The following is a 1,705-nucleotide window of genomic DNA, read 5'->3' on the forward strand; positions in this document are numbered from 1 at the left end:
GAGGGATTGATTCATAGCCTGCGTGACCATCTGAGTGTTCAGCTGCCTGACTACATGGTGCCGTCGGCTTTTGTGCGGCTGGAGGCGTTGCCGTTGACGCCGAATGGTAAACTGGATCGCCGGGCATTGCCGGCCCCGGACAATGAAGCCTTTGCTTATCAAGTTTACGAAGCGCCCCAGGGCGAAACGGAAATCGCCCTGGCGGCGATTTGGCGGGAATTACTGGGGATTGAACAGGTTAGCCGGCATGACAGTTTCTTCGCTTTGGGGGGGCATTCGCTGCTGGCGATACGGGTGGTTGAACGCCTGCGTCACCTTGGGTTGACCCTGACGGCGCGTGATCTGTTCCAGTTTCCGGTGCTGTTTGAACTGGCCCGGTCACTGGGACAGCATCAGGCGGTGACCGTGCCGCCTAACGTTATCACCCCGGCAGATACGACACTGATGCCGGCGATGTTGCCGCTGATTGATCTGACTCAGGCTGAGATTGACCGTATCGTTGAACAGGTGCCGGGCGGGGTAGCCAATATTCAGGATATCTATGCCCTGTCGCCGTTGCAGGACGGTATTTTATTCCACCACTTACTGGCAAACGAAGGGGATCCGTATCTGTTGACGGGTTTGATGGCCTTTGCTGACCGGTCTCTGTTAGATCGTTATCTGGCCGCGGTTCAACGGGCAGTTGATCGGCATGATATCTTACGTACCGCTTTTATCTGGCAAGGATTATCCGTACCGGCACAGGTGGTCTGGCGTCAGGCGACCTTGTCGGTGATGGAACTGACACTGGATCTGGCTGACGGCGCGATCAGTGACCAGTTAACCCGGCGCTTTGATCCGCATCATCATCGTCTCGACTTGGGGGAAGCGCCGTTATTGCGCTTTGTGGTGGCGCAGGAGACCGATGGCCGCTGGATTGTCCTGCAATTGCTGCATCACCTGATTGGCGACCATGAAACGATGGAAGTGATACACCGCGAAGTCCAGGCATACCTTACGGATCAAACGGATAGCCTGCCGGCACCGGTTCCTTTCCGCAATTTGGTGGCGCAGGCCCGGTTGGGCGTGAATCAGGAAGCGCATACCCGCTTCTTTACCGATATGCTGGCGGCGGTGGATGAACCCACGCTGCCGTTCGGATTGACGGAGGTGCATAGTGATGGTTCGCAGGTGACGGAATCCCACCGCATGTTGGCACCTGAGCTGAATGATCGTCTGCGCAGTCAGGCCCGGCATTTGGGGGTCAGTCTGGCGGCGCTGTGTCATCTGGCCTGGGCGCAGGTGTTGTCGCGTACCAGTGGTCAGAAGAATGTCGTGTTTGGTACAGTGCTGTTTGGTCGTATGCAGGCGGGAGAAGGCGTTGACAGTGGCATGGGGCTGTTTATCAATACCCTGCCGCTGCGTCTGGATATTGATGAAACGCCGGTAAGGGACAGCGTGCAGGCCGCCCATACCCGACTGGCCGGATTATTAACCCATGAACACGCGTCACTGGCGCTGGCCCAGCGTTGCAGTGGTGTACCGGGCGATCTCCCACTTTTTAATAGTCTGTTGAATTATCGGCACAATACTTTGTCGGCAACGGCGGATGACATTATCAGTGGTATTGAATTTCTGGGCGCACAGGAGCGGACCAACTATCCGTTAATGCTGTCAGTGGAGGATTTTGGGGAAGCCCTGGGGCTGACGGCTCAGGTAGTGCAAC

Annotated in this window: 1 protein-coding gene; it reads left to right on the forward strand. The window is 56.7% G+C overall.

The genetic code is table 11. The features are described 5' to 3' along the window. Positions 1-1,705: condensation domain-containing protein (locus tag ABR397_RS22495; protein ID WP_350307658.1), on the forward strand; the 1,705-nt coding region annotated here is incomplete at both ends.

The sequence above is a fragment of the Photorhabdus viridis genome, from assembly GCF_040256935.1.
Classification (GTDB): Bacteria; Pseudomonadota; Gammaproteobacteria; order Enterobacterales; family Enterobacteriaceae; genus Photorhabdus; species Photorhabdus viridis.